Source organism: Dysgonomonas mossii (assembly GCF_004569505.1).
Lineage (GTDB): Bacteria > Bacteroidota > Bacteroidia > Bacteroidales > Dysgonomonadaceae > Dysgonomonas.
This window is the reverse complement of sequence record NZ_SPPK01000002.1, coordinates 800,629-821,148: the sequence shown is the minus strand read 5'-3', so window position 1 is coordinate 821,148 and position 20,520 is coordinate 800,629. Positions and strand designations below refer to the sequence as shown.

Genomic DNA, 20,520 nt, shown 5'->3' with positions numbered 1-20,520 from the left:
ATTCCGATACATTTTGCTATATCAACCCATTCAACCCGCTCTCCTTTCATTTGCAGAAAAGTCATTTACAGATCTTCGATCATATTCAGCATCTTTTCGGTAGCCTTTACCGCTGCTTCTGTCTGGTCGGCATCAAGACCTCTTGTCTTGAAAGTCTTACCATTAAATTCCCACGTAATTACCGTTTGTACCAAAGCATCGGTACGCCCGCCGGGTGGTATATAAACAGCATAGTTCACTAACGTAGGGGTAGGCTTACCCAAACGTGAGTATATCTTATACAAAGCTTTCGAAAAAGCGTGATACTGTCCGTCCCCCGGTGCAGTCCACTCATGTTCCTGCCCATCAATTTCAACTTTTACCGTAGCTGTAGGACGTAAGCCCTTTGTCAATAAAAATGCAAACGACAATATCTTGATTTTTCTTTCCTTTTCGTTGTTTTTCAACACATCCGAAATGATATATGGGAGATCGTCTTGTGTAATAATTTCTTTTTTATCACCCAATTCTATCACTCGGTTTGTCACTTTAGTCATATCATCCTCATCGAGTTCAATGCCCAAAGCCTCAATATTCTTTCGGATATTAGACTTGCCAGACAATTTACCTAATGCGTATTCGCGAACACGACCAAAACGTTCCGGAAAGAGGTCGTTATAATACAAGTTATTCTTGTTATCACCATCAGCATGTATTCCGGCACACTGTGTGAAAACATTGTCTCCGACAATTGGCTGATTAGCGGAGATTACCTGTCCCGAGTAGGATTCTACTACACGGCTGACCCTATTTATATTTTCTTCTTTTATTGAAGTTTTTAATTTCAATTGGTCGTGAAAAACTGCAATCACACTGGCAAGGGAAGCATTTCCTGCTCGTTCTCCCAGTCCATTCATCGTCAGGTGCACGCCTCTCACTCCCACTTCTGCTGCCACCATTGTGTTCGCCACAGCAAGATCATAGTCGTTGTGAGCATGAAAGTCAAAATGAAGATCTCTGTAACGGTTTATCATCCGCCGACAACAGCGCCATACACTATGTGGATTCAATACCCCTAAGGTATCGGGAAGCATAAATCGCTTTATCGGCAAATCCTTCATCCCATCCATCATGTAATAGACGTAATCTTCGGATTTCACAATTCCGTTAGACCAATCTTCGAGATACACATTGACTGTGATACCCAACTTTTGAGCCAATTCCACTTCAGCCTTAATATCATCAAGATGCTGTTCGGGTGTTTTGCGCAGCTGTTCGGTCACATGCTTATACGAACCTTTTGTCAGCAGGTTTATAGTTTTACATCCTGTGTCTTTTATCCAATTGAGCGAAGCTCCCTTATCTATAAATCCTAATATCTCAATATTATCTATATATCCTGCGGATTTAGCCCAATTAGCGATTTTTTTTACAGTTTCAAACTCACCATTCGAAACACGTGCCGATGCTACCTCGATACGATTTACGCCGAGATCAACCAGCAACAAGTGAGCTATACTCATCTTCTCCTGAGCCGAGAACGAAACACTCGATGTTTGTTCGCCGTCTCTCAGGGTTGTGTCCATTATTTCTATCATGGTAATCTTTAATTTTCTTAATTACTTAATATCAAACCGCACTTGCAAGACACCAACCGCACTGTCGGCTTTTGGCGTTACATTCAATCTGATACTTTCTACAACAAAAGAATCTCCATCAGAATGCACAAGATTAAATTGATCTTTGAGCAAACTATATGAATCGGTACTGTATAATGGGAATGGCTTCCAAGAACCACTATCATCTTTATACTCCAAGTTCCAAACATCCGGCAAACGAACTCCGCCATTGTCGTCATACCAATAAACCGAAAAGGCTTTTATATCAGTAGGCTTCTCGAAGGTGAAATCGATGCTTTGCTTTTCCCCCTTTTTGTTCCAAGAAGTCCATCGATTGACTTCTGTATCCTTAGAATTCTTCGGATGCTTTCCGTCAACAATAGAGAATACATTTTCGCCTTCGTTTGTATAAGTCGCTTTTATATCTTTTATCGCTACAGGAAGAATCGCAACGCTTTCACGCACTTTCTTTTCATTCTCAGCAAACCAAATATTCATTGTCGAAACTCCTCGATTGTTCCATGCATAATATGGAATAAGATTCAGTGAAGCCTGATGAATATTACCTTTTACATCTATATAGTCTGCCGAAACATTTTTTATTAGGTCTATCCCCTTCAATATTCCTGTATCATCTCTCTGTACCTTAGCATCTGTTGATACTTTAGTCAGATAATACCTGTTCACATCTTCAGTATTATCAATACCCTCTGCACAATATACTAACGGACCTCTGGAGATAGCTACCCTGTCATTGTCTGCTTTCACTTCCTTTATAGCATGTGAATAACGAACAGGCATAGGTAGTTTAAGCTCTACTTTATCTCCTTTCTTCCATTTTCTGAAGATAGAAACAAAACCTTTGTCAAGAGAAACTTCACCTTTCTTAAAAGATAAATTTCCGACCTTCTTATCGTTTATATATAGTTCCCACGCTTTCGAATTACTATCAATATAGCTATACAATTTACCCGGTACAAACTGAGAACCGACCCACGTAGGGATTCGCATTTTTATTGAAAACGTCTGATCATTCTTTTCGGGGTTTACAGTTAATACGATACTTTCATCGAACGGATAATTCGTTTTTTGCTCTAGTGCCACTTTTCCGGATGTAAGAGCAAAGTTTACTTTACTTCCGGTGTAGAAAGAACAATAAATTTCATTATCGGTATGCGCATACATCAAACCCGAAATTTGAGGAATAAGCCTCGCTAAATTTGTAGGGCAACAAGCAGTTCCAAACCAATATGAACGATCAACTTTACCATCCGAGGCAAGAGGATTAACATAGAAAAATTTGTTTCCCTCAAGATTTACTCCCGCTAGAACATTGTTCAAGAGTGACACTTCGGCAACATCCATGTATTTACCGTCTTTTTCGAGAAGAAACATACGATGGTTAAAGAATACATTGCCTACAGCGGCACACGTTTCATTATATGCTTCCTTATTTGGCAATTCATATTCAGGACCAAAGCCTTCGATACCATGTATAGCCCCCAGCCCACCTGTGATATGCATCCGTGTGTCCACAATATTGCCCCAGATCTTATCCAAAGCAGGCGAAAGAGTTGTATCCCCCGTCAATGTACCTACATCAGACATACCCGAATAAAGATAAACCGCACGCACGGCATGTCCTACTGCTTTATCCTGCTCACGTACAGGCGCATGCTGCTGTGCATATTCGGGCGACATGGTTCCTTTACCATCGGGCACATAGGTTACACCTCGTATATCGATAAACTTTTTCGCCATATTGAGATATAGCGGATCTCCAGTCACACGATAAAGCTTCACCAATGCGATTTCTATTTCTTCATGTCCGGGAGCTTGATTTACAGGCTTACCACCATTGTAATTCGAATCCCCTTCAAAGAAGACTTTATTTATATGCTTAGCACTCTTAGTCGCAATATCCAGCAGGTTCTTTTTGCCGGTAGCCTGATAATATGCAGCCGCAGCCTCGTATAGATGCCCCATGTTGTACAATTCATGGCTGTGCACTACCCACGAATAGGGCTTATCGCCCATTCCTGCCCCACCCCACAATGGTGCGGTCTTATAAGACCCCGTAATATGAGGAGGGTACAAATAGCCGTCGGGTTGCTGAGCCTGAGCTATAATATCTGCAATATCATCTATCTGCTTTTCTAATTTTGGATCACGCTCCATCTTTAACAGATAGGCCGCACCTTCGATAACCTTAAACAAGTCGGAAGTGCTGAATCTGCTATCAGATGGTAAAGGCCCTTCGATCCCTTTCAGATAATTCCCTGTGCGCCGAAGATCTTCTACGGCAATTTCTGTCCGTTCGAATGCCACAGGAACCAATACTTCTTTTTGGATCCTCATCCTATTGTTCCAGAAATTATCAGTAAGAGTCACTTGCTCAAACGATACAGGAGTTAAGATATTCTGAGAATAAATATTCACAGAAGCCATAATAAAAATGAATATATAAATACCTTTTTTCATTTGGGGATATATCTCTTCTTATTCAGAACCATTTAGCATCTCAACAATGATGACAGGCATAATCTAATAGCAGATAGCTGCTTACTAGATTATTATAAAATTACAAAGGACGTTCCGTTTCGTACTTTTCTGTCAATTCTTTTTTAGATAACAGATAGTCGATATCATCAAGTCCCTTCAATAAACATTCTTTCTTGTAAGGGTTGATTTCAAAACTTTCTGTTTTCCCCGTAACATTGTTTGTTATGGTTTGTTCTTCCAGATTGATTGTCAATGTGGCTTTTGGATCAGCATTTACACAAGCAAATATTTCGGAAAGAAACTCAGGTGTAACCACAACGGGAAGTACTCCATTGTTTAGTGAATTGTTTCTAAAAATATCCGCAAAGAAGCTTGAAACAACAGCTTTGAATCCATATCCGGCAACAGCCCACGCTGCATGCTCGCGACTGGAACCGCTACCGAAATTCTTTCCGGCAACAAGTATCTCTCCGCTATATGTAGGATTGTTGAGCACAAAATCGGCTTTGGGACTTCCGTCTTTATTGTAACGCCAATCGGCAAAAAGATTATCACCAAAACCTTCTTTATCTGTCGCCTTCAAAAAGCGAGCCGGTATAATTTGGTCTGTATCCACATTCTCAATAGGAAGTGGAACGTATGTTGATGTAAGTGTTTGAAATTTTTCCATAATATAAATCAATGTGCCAATATGATAATGTGCCGATATGCCAATTATCTCGATTTGGCGGTGTTTATTATTTTGTTAATTATCTTCTGTAAATGAAACAATATCCAAAGTAAACCTGAAAGATAAATCTATTATCACATTCCCAGTTTCTTTCATTGGCATATTGGCATATTAGAAAATTAGTCTTATTAAAGATTTCTAGGGTCTGTAATTTTTCCTGTCACAGCAGCAGCAGCAGCCACAAGTGGACCGGCAAGAATAGTACGAGCACCCGGACCCTGACGCCCTTCAAAGTTACGATTTGATGTAGACACCGCATATTTACCGGCAGGCACCTTATCATCGTTCATCGCAAGACATGCCGAACAACCCGGTTGGCGAAGTTCAAAGCCTGCCTCTTTAAGAATATCATACAGTCCTTCATCTTTGATCTGTTGTTCTACTTTCCAACTTCCCGGAACTAACCAAGCGATTACATTATCAGCCTTTTTCTTCCCTTTTACAAAGTTTGCAAACACACGGAAATCTTCGATACGTCCATTGGTACAACTACCAAGAAATACATAATCTATTGATTTGCCTTCTACCTTTTCTCCGGGTTTGAATCCCATATAATCCATAGACTTCTGGAAAGAAATACGTCCGGCCTCATCTATTTCATCCAATGTAGGGATCGATTCATCAATACCCATACCCATACCCGGATTAGTTCCGTAAGTAATCATCGGCTTGATATCTGCGGCATCGAATGTAAATTCTTTATCAAATTTCGCACCTTCGTCAGTCTTTAATGTTTTCCAATATGCTAATGCCTTATCCCACTCTTCTCCTTTAGGTGCAAATTCACGACCTTTCACATAAGAGAAAGTAGTCTCATCGGGAGCAACCAATCCTCCACGAGCACCCATCTCGATACTTAGGTTACATAGTGTCATACGCTCTTCCATAGACATGTTGCGAATAGCCTCACCCGCATACTCTACGAAATAACCGGTAGCACCGCCGGTAGTCAACTTAGAGATCATATATAGAGCTAAATCTTTAGCCGAAACACCTTCACCCAATTTTCCATTAAATGTGATGCGCATTGTCTTCGGACGTGTCTGAAGAATACACTGCGTAGCCAAAACCATTTCTACTTCGCTAGTACCAATACCAAATGCAATAGCACCAAAAGCACCATGTGTAGAAGTATGGCTATCTCCGCACACAATAGTCATTCCGGGTTGAGTAAATCCGTTTTCCGGCCCTATAATGTGTACTACTCCATTTTTTTGATGTCCCAAAGGATAAAACAACTGAATGCCAAAATCCTGTGCATTTTTAGACAATGTATCCAACTGATTTCTCGAAATCGGATCTTTTACAGGCTGATCCTGATTGATAGTCGGCGTATTATGGTCGGCCGTTATCGTTGTTTTTTCGGGACGGTAGACTTTCAGCCCCCTCGCCCTAAGTCCATTAAATGCCTGAGGACTTGTAACCTCATGACAAAAATGGCGATCTATATACAATTGTGTGGGGCCATTTTCAACGGATGACACCACATGTGCATCCCAGATTTTGTCGAATAGAGTTTTCATTTTTCAAGTTTATTTTTGTTGATTCAACTTTTGAATAATTTTTCGTTCCAAGTTTTGTCCCGGAACTTCAATAAATTTATGAGTAAAGACCGAGCATATATAGCCCGATGTGAATATATACAAATATGCTAATATAAAGTAAAATGTTGCAGATCTATCTAAAAAGTCATAATTTATAGCAATATAACAATAGATAAGAGTTATTAGAACTAAATAAGACAATGTCCTTGGTCGACGGAAGTATTCGTTAGAAGTAAATTTACGACATAATGGAACGACTCCCTTCTGAAAAGGAATATGAACCAGAATAACCATCAATATAGCCATTCCGCGAAGGCTGTCAATATATTCATATTTTTTAGTTTCCATTTATTGCTTTAGTATGAGAAATAGGATCGAAAGACAATTTTTTAATTAGTCTCTTACCTAGATTTTGCCCCGGCACTTCAATTAGCCTATATGTTATACTGGATATAGCAAAAGCCACCCCCGCAACAACAATATACATCAATAGAAAATTAAGAAGCGATGTTGTAAAATCAGTAACCTCTATAATTCGGTAAAAACCAAATCTATTAAAAAGATACACAACGGCAAAATGCAAAAGATACATGCTGAAACTTACTTTTCCGACCTCTGCCAGAAAGCGATTAGAGAATAGCTTGAAGCTATATCTAGCCTGAATAATGAGTAATAATACAAACACAAGACTAAACATAATATGCTTCGGAACTGATATATAACAAAATACAATCATCATTCCCAAGAGGTACACCCATGTAAAAGGTTTTATTTCATGTTGTTCTCTATTTAAAAAGAAATAAGCTAATATCCCTAATGGGAATACCGGCAGTTGAACAAAGAAATTATATTCATGGAAATATGGATATATTGTATTCGCCTTGATGAAAGGATCAATAATCAACGCTAATGTCAAAGTAGACAGAAACAATAGTAGAGCAGCATTTACTGTTTTTATTTTACTGCATATAAACGGTAGCATAAAGTAAAACAAAAACTCCACCGATACCGACCATCCTCCAGGCACATAATTATTGGTATGCTCAGGGATAAGTGCATTGGTAAAGAAAATGTTACTCAACATAGACCGAATTGGTATTGCCGAAAAATCAGGATTTACAAAATTGAATTGTAGGTACTTATCCAGTGTAAAATAAATAATAGCTATATAATACATAGGTGCTATCCTGAAAAAACGACGAATAAAGAAATTCCGGTTTTTGTGTGGCTCATCCAGCCTATTGTAATGCGACATAGTCAATGTATATGCACTTACAATAAGGAATAGCTGTACGCCATATGCTCCATTCCCTATTATCGACAACAACAAGCTATCTTTCGGAAAATAATCTATCATGTTATCCAAAACTATACCAACATGAACAAGTACAACCAAAAGAATCGCTATTCCTCTCAAGCTGTCTATATATTGGTATTTTTGGGGCTCCATCTATTTTGACTTTGTCTGTATCTTTTTTACTTTACAAATTTGTTTACTGCATTTATAAACGCCTCCGCCGAAGCGGTTACAATATCAGTATTTGCAGAAAAGCCGTAATAGTTTACTCCTTCGTGTTCTACCTGCATATGTACCTTTCCAATATCATCGCTACCTCTGTTTATTGCCTGAATCAAAAATTCTTCAATAACCATCTGACGTCGTATGATTTGCTTGATCGCTTTTATGGCAGCATCTACTGGCCCATTACCGGAAGCCGAGGCTTCAAATTTTTCGCCAGCAATATCAAGTCCTACATTCGCCACATTACGTATTCCTAGCCCTGATATCACCTGTAGATAATCCAACTTGATACGATGCATTTTATCTGTTTCTCTACCTGCTAAGATCAGGATATCCTCATCGGTAATATCTTTCTTCCTATCTGCCAAGTCAAGAAAACGTTGATAATATTCTGCTAATGTATCATCATCGACTTCTATGCCAAGCAAATTTAGTCTATTTTTCAATGCGGCACGCCCACTTCTGGCAGTTAAAACGATGGCGTTATCATCAATACCGACGTCTTTAGGGTCGATAATTTCATAAGTAGAAAGATGTTTCAGAACTCCATCCTGATGAATACCCGATGAATGAGCAAAGGCATTACGCCCTACCACAGCCTTGTTTGGCTGAACAGGCATATTCATCAGATTAGAAACCAAGCGACTGGTTGGATATATCTTTTGCGTATTGATATTTGTTTCAATTTTCAACTCTTTATGACTATGAATAGCCATAACAACCTCTTCCAAAGACGTATTACCGGCACGCTCACCAATACCGTTTATTGTCACTTCCACCTGACGGGCTCCATTTAAGACACCCATTATAGAGTTTGCCGTAGCCATACCCAAGTCTTGATGACAGTGTGTAGAAAGAATAGCATTCTTCATATCCACATGATCAATCAGATATTTTATCTTAGCGCCATACTCCGTGGGCAAACAGTACCCTGTAGTATCAGGAATGTTTACGACAGTAGCTCCGGCATTAATTACGGCTTGTACCACGCGCGCAAGATAAGCATTGTCGGTACGACCCGCATCTTCGGCATAAAATTCAACGTCTTCTACAAAACGCTTCGCATATTTGACAGCAGCAGCAGCTCTTTCTATAATTTCGTCTTGTGTCGAATTAAATTTATGCTTAATATGATATTCCGAAGTTCCAATACCTGTATGTATACGTTTTTTCTTGGCATACTTTAAGGCTTCGGCAGCTACTTCTATATCTTTTTCCACAGCACGTGTAAGAGCACAGATTGTAGGCCAAGTAACAGCCTTGGATATTTCAACCACCGAGTTGAAATCTACAGGACTAGAAACAGGAAAACCAGCTTCGATTACATCAACACCGAGCATTTCGAGGGCTTTGGCTACTTCAATTTTCTCGATTGTGTTCAACTGGCAACCCGGAACTTGCTCTCCGTCTCTCAATGTGGTGTCAAAAATAAATAACTTGTCCATAACTGTTTTTAATTAAATCCTGATATTCTACATAAAAAAAAGCCTTTCTCATCTACTTTACAGTGAGAAAGGCTCTAGTTTTTTCTTTATCGTTTATACTACATAGCAATGCTCACTCTAAATTTCTCCAGAGCAGAATGAGTGAACTAATAATAATACTATGTAAATTCATATTCAATATTTACTTTATTGGCTGACAAAGTTATTTTATTTTTTCAGAAAAACAAATAAAAAGTTTTATTTTTTGATTTTGTTATGACATTTACACATTATAGGTAATTAAATCGATAAAACGTATCTTTGCACATATTTTACTAAATAAAATCATGATCACCACTTTTAACGAATATCTAAGCAAACATAATTATTCAGAATTTGATCTCAAAGCAGTCCTTTTCGATATGGACGGAGTTCTGTACGACTCCATGAAATGGCATGCCAAATCATGGAAAGAAACAATGGACGAATTTGATATACCAAGTACACCCGAAGAATTCTACCTATACGAAGGAATGGTGGGTAGCCATACAATAAACCACCTGATGAAAAGGGAAAAAGGAAGAGAAGCTACCGAAAAAGAAGTAAATGCAATATATAAGCGTAAGACCGAACTGTTTTCGGAATACAATGACGGAAGCCTGATTCCATACGCTTACGACTTCGTTAAAAAAGTACATGACGGGGGTTTGATCTGTGCCGTGGTTACAGGATCGGGACAACCGACCCTGATAGATAAACTGGAACACAATTTCCCGGGATTATTTAAGAAAGAACGAATGGTAACAGCCTTTGATGTGAAACATGGCAAGCCGCACCCCGAGCCTTATCTGATGGGGCTGGAAAAAGCCGGACACCTGAAACCAAACGAAGCGATCGTTGTAGAAAATGCACCGAGAGGAGTAGAAGCAGCGGTTGCCGCAGGCATCTTTACGATTGCTGTAAACACAGGACCAATGCCTGACAAAATATTAGCCGATGCGGGTGCAAACATCGTACTACCATCGATGAAAGCTCTATATGAAAAATGGAATGAGTTATACAAACTAATAAAATCATAAAAGAAATAAGGGGACAAAAGAGCTGATAATACAACAAAATGACATTATTTACGTTTTTTAATTAGCGGTTCATTTTTTTTCTATCTTTGTGAATCGATATGTATTGTATACAGTAGGAAAGGAAATGGGTAAATTATATGTTATACCTACCCCAGTAGGTAATTTAGAAGATATGACTTTCAGGGCAGTCAGACTATTAAAAGAAGTGTCTCTTATACTGGCTGAGGATACCCGAACAACAGGTATTTTGTTGAAGCATTTCGAGATACAAAACAAAATGCAATCGTATCACAAATTTAATGAACATAAGGCTGTAGCTCATATCGTAGAACGTATAAATACAGGCGAAGATATGGCACTGGTCTCAGACGCGGGTACTCCGGGAATTTCTGATCCGGGATTTTTGATTGTCAGAGAATGTGTTGCTGCGGGTATTGATATAGAGTGTTTGCCTGGTGCAACGGCTTTTGTTCCGGCTCTTGTCGCATCGGGTATTCCTTGCGACAGATTCTGTTTCGAGGGCTTTTTACCTCAGAAAAAAGGGAGAATGACCCGCTTGAAGGTATTGGCCGAAGAAACAAGGACTATTGTATTATACGAATCTCCGCATAGGGTATTAAAAACGTTAACACAATTAGCAGAATATATGGGGGAAGAACGATATGTGGCAACGTGTCGCGAAATCTCCAAAAGATATGAAGAAGTCTTAAGAGGCAGCCTCAAAGACTTAATATTACACTATACAATGAACGAACCCAGAGGAGAATTTGTTATAGTGCTTGCAGGTAAAGAAGAATAAATTTTTAAACTATAATAGAAAAAGAAATCTAACAACTTAAATATTAGTTTATGAAAAAATTAGTAGTTGGATGTCTATGCTTATTAGCATTAGCATCATGTAACGTAAAAAATTCGGATGAATATAAAGCTTTACAGGCTCAACGCGACTCTCTTCTTCAAGTTACGAGCAAAAGTAATAGCGAATTGGAGGAAATGAATACTTTGATTAACGATGTAGAAGAAAATTTCAGACAAATAAGAGAAGCTGAAAAATTCCTATCTATCGAATCCAAGTCTAAAGGGGAAATGTCGAATGATACAAAAACACGTATCAAAGACAATTTTGAAATGATCAATGAAATATTGAAAAAGAACAAAACTGATATTGACAAACTAAATAAAAGGCTAAAAAGCAATTCGGGACAAATGTCAGGCTTGAAAGCAACTATCGAACGTTTGAATTCGGAGTTAGTAGAAAGAGCTAACACTATTTCGGAACTTCAAAAATCATTATCAGCACGTGACGAGCAAATAGCTTTATTGCAAACAGATGTACAATCATTAACTTCAAATGTAGAAACATTATCGTCTCAGACTGCGGAACAAGCATCTAAGATTAAAGAACAAGACAAGGAGTTGAATACTGCTTATTATATGTTCGGCACAAGCAAAGAGCTTAAAGAAGCTAAAATTGTTTCGGGCGGATTCCTTGCTTCTCCTAAGATTTTGAAAGAAAGCATCGAGAAGAGTAAGTTCATAAGAATTGATATCCGTGACACTCACAGTATTCCTGTTTATGACAAGAAAGCTAAACTCTTGTCAGATCACCCTAAAGACAGTTATACTTTAGACAAAGATGCAAAAGGAACTATAGTTATCAAAATTACAGACTATAAGAGATTCTGGAGTTTAACTAAATTCTTAATCATCGAAGTAGGTTGATAATAACAACGATATAATATCAAGAAGCGCTATCTTTTACAGATAGCGCTTTTTTTGTAGCGATACTACAGGTCTTAATTAACTTAAATAAATATACTTTTTCTTAATATTCTGTCAGAATTATAGTATATATTTGAATAACAAATACGAAAATCTCTTAATGCTAATTCTATGAAATCTATTTTATTCAAAATTACTAGAGGTATACTTATCGGTATAGCTTCTCTCTTTGCACATCATTGTATTTTAGCAAATCAAGAAAATAGATTTGGGGATTACTCAAATATAGTCACAGACGAAGATACAATCCCTTTAAAAACATATCTACAAAAAGGAATTGAATATTGTCAACAAGACAGCATCGAACATGCTATGCAGGTTTTTGAAATGATACTCAAGAAAGATTCCACTTATATTGACGCTTATGAGGTTAGAGCGAGCGCTTATTTCGTATCATCAGAGTATGATCTTGCAATGGCCGACCTCGAGAAAGCATTACAAATAGAACCCGAAAACGGATTTGTATATTCTCTAAGAGGGAGTTTTTATTACGAACTTGAGAATTATGACCAAGCATTAAGCGATCTGACACAAGCTATCAACCTGGATTCTACTCTTATCGATGCTTATCTGAACAGAGGAAGCATATATGAAATACAGGAAGAACCTACACTTGCCTTGGAAGATTATAATAAGGCAATAAAGCTTGAATCTAACCTTGCTGACCCTTTTTACAAGAGAGGAAGCATGTATTATAGTGAAAAAATATATGACAAAGCTCTGGCTGATTACAATAAAGCCATTGAGATAGATTCAACTTATGTAAATGCTTATAACAGAAGAGCTGGTATATTTCAGAATATTGAAAAGTATCAGGATGCAATTAGAGATTATACCAAAGTGATTGAACTGTCTCCTAACTATTCTTTAGCCTATCTCAACAGAGGAATATGCTATTATGAGATAAACGAACTAGAGAAGTCTACTGCTGATTATACAAAAACAATAGAACTAGATCCTGAGAATGACATTGCTTATTATAATAGAGGATATATCTACATGGAAACGGAGCAATTAGACAAAGCGATAGAAGACTTGACGATGTCGATAAATCTGGACTCTACATATTCCTCAACATATTACAGAAGAGGATCATCTTATTACGATCTTGGAGACTACAACAAAGCTATAAGAGATTACAGTAAAGCGATAGAACTAAATCCAATGGATGCTACCTCATACAACGACAGAGCTAATGCATTCTATATATTAGATGACTATGATAAAGCCATTGAAGGATATACAAAAGCTATCGATATTGATTCTACATTTTTGAAGGCTTACAACAACAGGGCTGAGGTATATAAAAGCATAAAAAAATATGATAAAGCTATTGAAGATTATAATAAAGCGACAAAAATAGCCCCTCTTGAAAAAAAGGCATTTATGGAACGTGGAACAATCTTACTTAATACGGGAGAATATATTTCAGCGATAAATGATTTCGATCAAGTAATAAGCATAGACTCTTTAGATGATGTTGCACATTATAACAGAGCTTATGCTAATCTAAAATTAGGCAACTATCAAGAAGCTGTTGATGGCTTTACGCAATCTATAAACTTCGACCCAAACTATGAACTTAGTTACAGAAACAGAGCTGATGCCCTTCTCATGTTAAAAAAATATGAAGCCACCTTAGAGGATTATAACAAAGTGATAGAAATAAACCCCACCGACACAAAAGTATACAATTATAGAGGAGCTATTTTCGATATTTTGAATCAACCGGAGAAAGCATTAGCAGATTACAATAAAGTGCTGGAGCTAGATTCAACCTACGTAGATGGATATTTCAACCGTGGTGTTTTATATGCAAGTATCAACGAAAATCAAAAGGCTTTAGACGATTATACAAAAGCCATTGAAATTGACAGCCTGTATCTTAAAGCTTATTTAAACAGAGGAGTTATTTACTTTAGTAAAATAGGCAATATACCCGAAGCGATAAAAAACTATAGTAAAGTAATCGAAATTGACCCTACATATTCTCTGGCATTCCATAATAGAGCATTAGTATATTATCAGAGCACCAAATATTCGGAAGCAATGGAAGACTTCTCCAAAGCCATAGAATTTAACAATCAGAATGCCAAGACTTATTATTTCAGAGGAAATGCATATAGCTATGCATATAAAGATTTTGATAGAGCTCTGAACGATTACAACAAAGCAATCGAACTAAATCCGGAATATATAGACGCATATCTTGAGAGAGGAAATGTTTTCTACCATGTTGGAAAATACGATATGTCCTTACTAGATTATAAAAAATTAATTGAACTAAACCCTAATTCTAGTATTGCCTATTATAACATAGGTATTATAGAACAAAACATTAATAGTAACATCCCTTTAGCTATTGAAAACTATACTAAAAGCATCGAATTAGTCCCCAACTACAACGCTTATCTGATGAGAGGGCTTATATATGCTTCGCAAGAAAACTATGAAGCTGCAATAAACGACTATAGCCAGGCTATAAAAATACAGCCTAATAAAGCCGCTACATACAACAACAGAGGACTTATATATATCAAGCTTAAAGATGATGCGAATGCATTTCCTGACCTCAATAAAGCAATTGAGCTTGATTCAACTCTGGTAGAAGCCTACTTGAACCGAGGTATATATTATGAAAACAGAATTGTATACGGACAAGCCATCGCTAATTATAGTAAATGCATCGAACTAAATCCCGAATATATTAATGCCTATATAAAAAGAGGAAATCTATACTCTACATTGGGTAAATACCAAGAAGCCTATGAGGACTTTAACAAAGTAGTAGGACTAAACCCTAATAGTGTTTTAGGATATTTATGTAGAGGAGCTATGTTACAAACATTAGGAAGGTTTGAAGAGGCTCTGTCTGACTACAACAAAGTACTGTCTCTTGACCCTGAAGATAAGGCCGGATTCTCTGAAAAAACAAAAGAACTTATCAAAAGCTTAGAAGAGTTAGAAGAAGGATAGCAACCGATTATTCAACAAATTCAAAATCCAACACACTTTTTTCTATTATATTATTACTCAGAAGTGAAATACTCTCTAAATTTTGATAGAAAATAAATATTACTGTTATTTTTGTAACTTTGCATTATAAATGCATATCCTTTTGTTATGTAAAAATAACGGAGCTTCTCGTATCACTATCGATAAGGGAGTTTTGCTTCGTTTAACATAACAAAACAACAGCTTATTTTATCAATCACTTATACTTAGCGACAATGCCAGTAAATATCCCCAATAATCTTCCGGCTATAGAGATTCTGAAAAAAGAGAATATATTTGTTATGAGTCAATTAAGGGCTGACGAACAAGACATCCGTCCCTTGAGAGTACTCATACTAAATCTCATGCCGATAAAGATTATGACCGAAACGGATCTGATCAGATTATTGTCGAACAATCCGTTACAAGTAGAAGTTGACTTCTTGATGCTCGAAACACATGTATCAAAAAATACATCGGAAGAACATTTGCAGATGTTTTATAAAAGTTTTAGCGACGTAAAAGATGACTTCTATGACGGGATGATTATTACCGGAGCCCCGGTAGAACTCTACGAATTTAAAGAAGTTACATACTGGTCCGAGATATCTGCAATATTCGACTGGGCACGTACGCATGTTACATCTACACTCTATATTTGCTGGGCGGCTCAGGCGGCCATGTATCACTTTTATGGCATAAATAAATACATTCTTCCTGAAAAAATGTTCGGGGTATTCAAGCATGTAGTACATGACAAGAAGTTTCCACTATTCAGAGGCTTTGATGACGAATTCTACATTCCACACAGTCGCCATACTACGGTAAGAAGAGATGAGATACTAAATAGTGGCGGACTTAAAATATTGTCCGAGTCTGATGATTCGGGAGTAGGCATCGTTATGTCGCGCGGAGGACGTGAGTTCTATCTGACAGGTCATTCAGAATATGCTCCTTACACGTTGAATAACGAGTACGTAAGAGATGCAGAGAAAGGACTACCAATAAAAATTCCAAGCAATTATTACAAAAACGACAATCCGGCAAATCCTCCCGTAGTACGTTGGTCGGGACATGGAAATTTATTATTTAATAATTGGCTTAACTACTTCGTGTATCAAGAAACTCCATACGATAAAACTCAAATCAAAAATATGGGAGATCTTGATTTGATGAATGAAAAATAAAAAGGCATATCCTCTTTGTAAATTTATCTATATATAAGAAAGTTCCAACAACAAAAAGGTAACAATAAAAAACGTGTTACTTTTGTTACTTTTTATTCAGAAACATAAAAGAAGACAATCTCTTGCTTAAAGTACGAAAAATAGAATTACTTGCGCCTGCCAAGAACCTTGAATGTGGTATCGAGGCAATCAATCATGGAGCGGATGCAGTATATATAGGTGCGCCAAAGTTCAGTGCACGGGCTGCTGCCGGCAATACACTCGATGACATTAAGGCTCTGGCTGAATATGCACATTTGTACAATGCGAAGGTATATGTAGCTCTCAACACAATACTGAATGACAATGAACTGAGGGAAACAGAAGCACTGATATGGCAGCTATACAATAATGCCCGGGTAGATGCTTTGATCATTCAAGATATGGGCATTACGATGCTTAACCTCCCTCCTATTGCCCTACATGCAAGTACACAGATGGATAACCGAGGGGCTGACAAAGTAAAGTTTCTAGAAAAGGCAGGTTTTCAACAAATAGTACTACCTCGTGAGTTGACAATAGACGAAATACACGATATAGCAGTACAAGTGAACACACCTCTCGAAGTATTTGTACATGGAGCATTATGTGTATGCTATAGCGGTCAGTGTTACCTCAGTCAGGCTTTATCGGGACGAAGTGCGAATAAAGGAGCATGCGCCCAATATTGTCGCCTACCTTATACTTTGAGTGATGCCGAAGGAGAAGAGATCATGGAAAAAAAGCATTTTCTGTCGATGAAAGATCTCAATTTATCGGAGAACTTGGAAGAGCTGCTTGAAGCCGGAGTGAGTTCTTTAAAAATAGAGGGGCGACTAAAAGATATTTCGTATGTAAAGAATGTTGTTGCTTATTATCGTACCAAACTCGACCATATTATAGAAAGGCACCCGGAATATATAAGATCATCGTCGGGAAAATCAAGTTATACATTTGAGCCAAATCTTGAGAAGAGTTTTAACAGAGGCTTTACAAAGTATTTCTTGCACGAACGCACAAATAATATGTGGTCGCTGGACTCTCCAAAGTCTGTAGGTGAACCGATTGGCAAAATCACTGAGGTTACAACAAAATATATCAAGATAAATAGTACCAAAAAGTTGCATAACGGAGACGGACTTTGTTTTTTCAACAATAAGAAAGAACTCGAAGGTATTAATGTAAACCGTGTAGAAGGAGATACCATATATCCGGCAACTATTCCCGAACTAAAAAAGGGAACTTATGTGTATAGAAACTATGATCATGAGTTTGAGAAATTATTATCAAAAAAGTCTGCCGACCGTAAAATAGAGATATCAATAATCTTAAAAGAAACAACATTTGGCTTTTCTCTTGAAATTAGAGATGAGGATGATAATCATGCAATTATCAATTTTGAACAAGAAAAGCAACCTGCTCAAAAAGATCAAACTGAAAGTATACGGAACAACCTAAGCAAAACAGGTAATACAATATTTAAGGTGAACGATGTAATATTTGACTTCGAAAACAGTTGGTTTATTCCTGCCTCTGTTCTATCGGAGTGGAGAAGGCAACTCATAGACAAGCTACTATCTGTTCGAAAGATTAGATATCGTCAAGATATCGTTCCTCATAAACAGACCTCTCATGTCTTTCCTATTTCCAATATTACATATCTCGGAAATGTGATGAATGAGAAGAGTAAGCAGTTTTATGTTCAGCATCAGTCTGCGGTAACACAGCCTGCATTTGAGAAGCAAGTACAGAATGATGTTCCTTTAATGTTTACCCGTCATTGCATCAAACAGTCATTAGGCTGGTGTCCTAAAGAAGGCAATGAAAAACATCCTTATAAAGAACCTTTTTATTTGGTGTACAACAATACAAGGCTGAGACTTTTTTTTGATTGTAAAAATTGCGAAATGAAGGTATTCAATGACTCCATTAATTAATATTTTATCTATCTTTAGCCCCCATAAACGTGGAACTCTATGTTAAGAAAAATATTCAGGTATACATGGCCACCGGCAATAGTTGCCATTATTATATTTTATTTATGTTGCCTTATCGCTCCAAAAGATGTTCCCGATATCGATTTTTGTCTTTTTATCCCCACAGATAAGATTGTTCATTTTTTGATGTATTTTGGGCTGGCCGGAGTAGCTTCTTTTAATTATATCTATGATAAGCGAGGTAAAATTATTATACTAAAGCTTATCCTTTTTGCACTATTGGTTCCTATTATATATGGAGGCCTGATTGAGATACTTCAAAGTAAATATTTTCCCGGAAGAAGCGGAGATTGGTACGATTTTTTGGCTGATGCCTTAGGAGCAATTGCATCCCTTCCATTCTCGTTTTGGTTTAGACGATTTTTATTAAATAAAGAATTAAGAGAACAAGAAATATGAAAAAGCTTTCAATTATTTTATTTGTATTATTTACATCTGTAAATATATTCTCACAAGATAATATTGACTATCAATATAAAGTAAAAGTTGGTGATATAGCTCCTGACTTTGAGATGAGCTTACCATCGGGAAAGACAATCAAACTGTCATCTCTCAAAGGGAAAGTTGTAATGCTACAATTTACAGCCAGCTGGTGTGGTGTATGCCGAAAAGAAATGCCACATATAGAAAAAGATATCTGGCAAAAACATAAAAACAACCCCAATTTTGCTCTATTTGGAATTGATAGAGAAGAACCCGCAGAAACAGTTCTAAAATTTGCGAAGGCAACAGGTGTCACCTACCCTATCGGGCTTGATCCTAAAGCGGATATATTTGCAACCTATGCAGAAAGAGAAGCGGGCATCACCAGAAATGTTATTATAGACAAGGATGGTAAAATTGTGATGTTGACTAGGCTTTTCAAAATGGAGGAGTTCTACGAAATGGTATCGTTAATAGATTCGTTGTTAGCAAAATAAATACGGATATACAGTATAAAACCGTATAACTTTTATTTAGGACTATAACCAATGAATATAGTAATTATTAAATACAACGCAGGAAATATATTCTCGGTAGAACATGCTTTTAAGCGACTTGGCATCGAAGCTGTTGTTACAGGAGACAAAGAACTGATAAGAAAAGCTGATAAAGTAATTTTTCCTGGTGTAGGTGAAGCCAGTTCTACGATGCAACATTTACAACAAACAGGGCTGGATAAACTGATCCCTGACTTAAAGCAGCCTGTGTTAGGAATCTGCTTGGGAATGCAACTTATGTGTTCTCGCTCGGAAGAGGGGAATGTAGACTGCCTCAATATATTCGGCACGGAGGTCAAACGATTTGTACCGCAAAAACATGAGGATAAAGTACCTCACATGGGATGGAATACAATTTCCAATGTGAAGAGTGACTTATTTGATATCTCTTTAGAAAACCAATTTGTGTATTTTGTTCACAGTTATTATGTGGCTATTAGCGAACATACAGCTGCTGTAACCGATTATATACATCCCTTCAGTGCGGCGATGCATAAGGAAAACTTTTATGCAACACAGTTTCATCCCGAAAAAAGCGGTAGCGTAGGCGAAAGTATATTAAAAAACTTTCTGAAAATAAAATAGGTTTTCCCCTCATGAAAAGGAACTATATATTTGAGGTTAACTTTGCAATTTATTGAGTATAGTAGTTTCTCTTTATATACTCTGATATCTTATTGATATCCACCGATGTTTGTCCCATTATATACATACACACGAGTTCACATTCTTCCATTTCGGTCAATTCATACTCCTTATGAGGGCTAGCTGCACGCCGCCTGATTATTTCTATGATTATTTTCTTCCTCAACTTCTGCATGACTATTTCGTCTTGCTTTGTCTTTTGATTTATGGTTCCATTCAGCGTGCTCATAATAGTTGTATTAGTTCATTCAGGTTCGTATTTGGCTAAGATAATGTAAAAGTTAATTACTTAAAAGAGATCGGAAGATGCTTTCTAACATAAAAGGAAGACAGAAAAGTGATATGATATGATTCGTGCATAATTTGTATGAAAAAAGACATTATAAATTTTGAAAAAATAAAAATTGCCTCTATATTTGCAGTCTCAATTGCGAAAGTAGCTCAGTTGGTAGAGCACGACCTTGCCAAGGTCGGGGTCGCGGGTTCGAATCCCGTCTTTCGCTCAAATGTGACAAAGG

17 protein-coding genes and 1 tRNA gene are annotated in these 20,520 nt (G+C 37.2%); 10 read left to right on the top strand and 8 right to left on the bottom strand.

Annotation, left to right across the window (positions count from 1 at the left end; all coding sequences use genetic code 11):
• Positions 1–65 precede the first annotated feature (65 nt).
• The 7 genes from E4T88_RS08815 to E4T88_RS08785 all read right to left on the bottom strand — a co-directional run bounded on the left by E4T88_RS08815 (position 66) and on the right by E4T88_RS08785 (position 9,341).
• Positions 66–1,577, bottom strand: a complete 1,512-nt coding sequence (locus tag E4T88_RS08815) for a hydroxymethylglutaryl-CoA lyase-like TIM-barrel protein (RefSeq protein WP_135105081.1) — start codon at positions 1,575–1,577, stop codon at positions 66–68.
• Between the two features lie 21 nt (positions 1,578–1,598).
• Positions 1,599–4,079 (bottom strand): glycoside hydrolase family 127 protein, encoded by a 2,481-nt coding sequence (locus tag E4T88_RS08810; RefSeq protein ID WP_135105080.1) that lies wholly within the window; start codon positions 4,077–4,079, stop codon positions 1,599–1,601.
• 100 nt (positions 4,080–4,179) lie between these two features.
• Positions 4,180–4,770 (bottom strand): 3-isopropylmalate dehydratase small subunit, encoded by a 591-nt coding sequence (gene leuD / locus E4T88_RS08805; RefSeq protein WP_135105079.1) that lies wholly within the window; start codon positions 4,768–4,770, stop codon positions 4,180–4,182.
• A 188-nt stretch (positions 4,771–4,958) separates the two neighbouring features.
• The gene (gene leuC / locus E4T88_RS08800; RefSeq protein ID WP_135105078.1) at positions 4,959–6,353 is read right to left on the bottom strand and encodes a 3-isopropylmalate dehydratase large subunit; all 1,395 of its coding nucleotides are present in this window, start codon (positions 6,351–6,353) and stop codon (positions 4,959–4,961) included.
• Between the two features lie 9 nt (positions 6,354–6,362).
• Positions 6,363–6,722, bottom strand: a complete 360-nt coding sequence (locus tag E4T88_RS08795) for a hypothetical protein (protein WP_135105077.1) — start codon at positions 6,720–6,722, stop codon at positions 6,363–6,365.
• The gene (locus E4T88_RS08790) at positions 6,712–7,824 is read right to left on the bottom strand and encodes an acyltransferase family protein (protein WP_135105076.1); all 1,113 of its coding nucleotides are present in this window, start codon (positions 7,822–7,824) and stop codon (positions 6,712–6,714) included. The genes E4T88_RS08795 and E4T88_RS08790 overlap by 11 nt, the downstream gene beginning before the upstream one ends.
• Positions 7,825–7,850: 26 nt before the next feature.
• Positions 7,851–9,341 carry a 2-isopropylmalate synthase gene (locus tag E4T88_RS08785; RefSeq protein WP_006842998.1) on the bottom strand — a complete coding sequence of 497 codons (1,491 nt, stop codon included), beginning with the start codon at positions 9,339–9,341 and terminating at the stop codon, positions 7,851–7,853.
• A gap of 326 nt (positions 9,342–9,667) precedes the next feature.
• Between E4T88_RS08785 and E4T88_RS08780 the strand changes: the two genes are divergently transcribed.
• The 9 genes from E4T88_RS08780 to hisH all read left to right on the top strand — a co-directional run bounded on the left by E4T88_RS08780 (position 9,668) and on the right by hisH (position 19,942).
• Positions 9,668–10,399 (top strand): inorganic diphosphatase, encoded by a 732-nt coding sequence (locus E4T88_RS08780; RefSeq protein ID WP_135105075.1) that lies wholly within the window; start codon positions 9,668–9,670, stop codon positions 10,397–10,399.
• A gap of 124 nt (positions 10,400–10,523) precedes the next feature.
• Positions 10,524–11,198: a 16S rRNA (cytidine(1402)-2'-O)-methyltransferase gene (gene rsmI / locus E4T88_RS08775; RefSeq protein ID WP_135105074.1), complete on the top strand. Its 675-nt coding sequence runs from the start codon at positions 10,524–10,526 to the stop codon at positions 11,196–11,198.
• Between the two features lie 50 nt (positions 11,199–11,248).
• Positions 11,249–12,121 carry a Cbp1 family collagen-binding glycoprotein adhesin gene (locus E4T88_RS08770; RefSeq protein ID WP_006843001.1) on the top strand — a complete coding sequence of 291 codons (873 nt, stop codon included), beginning with the start codon at positions 11,249–11,251 and terminating at the stop codon, positions 12,119–12,121.
• 171 nt (positions 12,122–12,292) lie between these two features.
• Positions 12,293–15,157, top strand: a complete 2,865-nt coding sequence (locus E4T88_RS08765) for a tetratricopeptide repeat protein (protein WP_135105073.1) — start codon at positions 12,293–12,295, stop codon at positions 15,155–15,157.
• A gap of 254 nt (positions 15,158–15,411) precedes the next feature.
• The gene (gene metA / locus E4T88_RS08760; protein ID WP_135105072.1) at positions 15,412–16,362 is read left to right on the top strand and encodes a homoserine O-acetyltransferase MetA; all 951 of its coding nucleotides are present in this window, start codon (positions 15,412–15,414) and stop codon (positions 16,360–16,362) included.
• Positions 16,363–16,484: 122 nt separating this feature from the next.
• Entirely contained in the window at positions 16,485–18,317 is a 1,833-nt protein-coding gene (locus E4T88_RS08755; protein ID WP_135105071.1) for a peptidase U32 family protein, read from the top strand.
• A 39-nt stretch (positions 18,318–18,356) separates the two neighbouring features.
• Positions 18,357–18,776 carry a VanZ family protein gene (locus E4T88_RS08750; RefSeq protein WP_135105070.1) on the top strand — a complete coding sequence of 140 codons (420 nt, stop codon included), beginning with the start codon at positions 18,357–18,359 and terminating at the stop codon, positions 18,774–18,776.
• Complete coding sequence (locus E4T88_RS08745) at positions 18,773–19,297, top strand: TlpA family protein disulfide reductase (RefSeq protein ID WP_135105069.1); 525 nt, start codon at positions 18,773–18,775, stop codon at positions 19,295–19,297. The genes E4T88_RS08750 and E4T88_RS08745 overlap by 4 nt, the downstream gene beginning before the upstream one ends.
• 51 nt (positions 19,298–19,348) lie before the next feature.
• Positions 19,349–19,942 carry an imidazole glycerol phosphate synthase subunit HisH gene (gene hisH, locus E4T88_RS08740; RefSeq protein ID WP_135105068.1) on the top strand — a complete coding sequence of 198 codons (594 nt, stop codon included), beginning with the start codon at positions 19,349–19,351 and terminating at the stop codon, positions 19,940–19,942.
• 49 nt (positions 19,943–19,991) lie between these two features.
• Here the strand turns inward: hisH and E4T88_RS08735 are convergent, their stop codons facing one another.
• Entirely contained in the window at positions 19,992–20,231 is a 240-nt protein-coding gene (locus E4T88_RS08735) for a hypothetical protein (protein ID WP_006843007.1), read from the bottom strand.
• A 201-nt stretch (positions 20,232–20,432) separates the two neighbouring features.
• On the opposite strand from E4T88_RS08735, the gene E4T88_RS08730 reads away from it, so the two are divergent.
• Positions 20,433–20,505 (top strand) — tRNA-Gly (locus E4T88_RS08730).
• Positions 20,506–20,520: the final 15 nt, after the last annotated feature.